At 64.2% G+C, this 2,048-nt stretch carries 2 protein-coding genes; both read right to left on the reverse strand.

Features of this window, described 5'->3' with window-relative positions; all coding sequences use genetic code 11:
• On the reverse strand, positions 1-1,313 hold a 1,313-nt coding region (gene trkA / locus ABYB95_RS22445), incomplete at its 3' end, for a Trk system potassium transporter TrkA (RefSeq protein ID WP_372662221.1).
• Between the two features lie 44 nt (positions 1,314-1,357).
• Positions 1,358-2,048, reverse strand: a 691-nt coding sequence (locus tag ABYB95_RS22450) for an acyl-CoA dehydrogenase family protein (RefSeq protein ID WP_372662224.1), incomplete at its 5' end; no start/stop codon positions are given.

The raw sequence follows: 2,048 nt of genomic DNA on the forward strand, positions 1-2,048 counted from the left end.
ATGCGATCGTCCGCCTCGATCAGGAGGTCGTGGTGGGGCATCAGCACCTCGGACTTCTTGCCGTCGCCGCGCACGATGGCGCCGATGCGCGCGCCCTTGGGCAGCTTGACCTCCTCCACCCGGCGCCCGACCAGCTTGGAGGTTTTGAAGTCGCCGCGCGCAATGCCTTCGAGCGCTTCGGCAGCACCTCGGCGCAGGCTGTGCACGGCCACCACGTCGCCCCGGCGCAAATGCGCCAACAGTTCACCAATGACGGTTTGTGCCGGAGAAATGGCGATGTCGATGGTGCTGCCCTGCATCATGTCGGCATAGGCGCGGCGGTTGATGAGCGACATCACCCGCCCGGCGCCCAGCCGCTTGGCCAGCATGGCCGACATGATGTTGTCTTCGTCGTCGCTGGTGAGCGCCAGGAACATGTCCATCTCACCCACGTTCTCTTCGAGCAGCAAATCCTCGTCGGCGCCGTCGCCCTGCAACACCAGCATCTTGGACGGCAGTTGACTGGCCAGGTATTCGCAGCGCTTGCGGTCGCGCTCGATGATTTTGACCTCGCACTGGCCAGACAGGCTGCGGGCCAGGCGCAGGCCGACCCGTCCACCCCCGGCGATCATCACCCGCTGCACCGGCTTGTCGATGTTGTGGATGGCACCGAGCACCGAGCGGATCTTGCGCGTATCGGCCAGCACAAAAATTTCATCACCGGCCAGGATGCGCGTGCGCTTGGTCGCTTCCATCTCGGTGTCGAGCCGGTACAGCGCCACCACCCGCATTTCGGCGTGCGGAAAACGCTCGCGGAATTCGCCAATGGTGTGGCCCACCAGCGAACCGCCGTGGGTGGCCCGCACGGCGATCAGGCTGGCCCGGCCCTCGGCGAACTGCAAGACCTGCAAGGCCTCGGGGTAGCTGATGAGCTGGTGGATGTAGCGCGTGACCGATTCTTCGGGGCAGATCACATGGTCCACCGCAAAGCCGTTCTTGCCCAGCAGCTCCTCGCCCTCAACAAATTCGGGCGAGCGCAGCCGGGCGATGGTGGAGGGCACGTTGAACACGTCGTGCGCCACCTTACAAGTCACCAGATTGGCCTCGTCGGCGGCGGCGCAGGCGATCACCATGTCGGCGTCCTTGGCCCCGGCCTCGCGCAGCACCGAGGGCTGAATGCCGTTGCCCACCACGCCGCGCAAATCCAGCCGCTCCTGCAACAAACGCAGGCGGGCCGGGTCGTGGTCGATGACGGTGATGTCGTTCTGCTCCGAAACCAGGCTCTCGGCCACGCTTTCGCCCACGCGACCAGCGCCCAAAATGATGATGTTCATAAGTGGCGAATCATACGGGTGCGCCAGACCGGCTGGCGCCCCGTTCAAGCCAATGCGCGTTGAATAAGGATTTTCTGCACATCCGAGCTGCCTTCGTAGATCTGGCAGACCCGCACGTCGCGGTAAATGCGCTCCAGCGGGAAATCGCTCACATAACCATAGCCACCATGCACCTGGATGGCGTCGGAGCACACCCGTTCGGCCATTTCGCTGGCGAACAGCTTGGCCATGGCGGCCTCTTTCAAACAGGGCTGGCCGGCGTCGCGCAGGGCTGCCGCGTGGTGGGTGAGCGCGCGAGCGGCTTCGATCTGGGTCGCCATCTCGGCCAGCTTGAAGCCCACGGCCTGGTGGTTGAAGATGGGTTGACCAAAACTTTCGCGCTCTTTGGCGTAGGCCACCGCGCATTCGAAGGCGCTGCGCGCCATGCCAATGCTTTGTGAGGCGATGCCGATGCGCCCGCCCTCCAGCGCGCTCAACGCGATCTTGTAGCCCTCGCCCTCGTTGCCGATCAGGTTTTCGGCCGGAATGCGGCAGTTGTCGAAGTTGATCTGCGCCGTGTCGCTGCTGTGCTGGCCCAGCTTGTCTTCGAGCCGCGCCACCACATAACCGGGCGTGTCGGTGGGCACCACAAAAGCGCTCATGCCTTTCTTGCCCGCGCCCTTGTCGGTGACGGCGATGACGATGGCCAGGTGGCCGTTTTTGCCACTGGTGATGAACTGTTTGACGCCGTTGATG

This window comes from Hydrogenophaga sp. (assembly GCF_041633695.1).
Taxonomy (GTDB): Bacteria; Pseudomonadota; Gammaproteobacteria; order Burkholderiales; family Burkholderiaceae_C; genus Hydrogenophaga.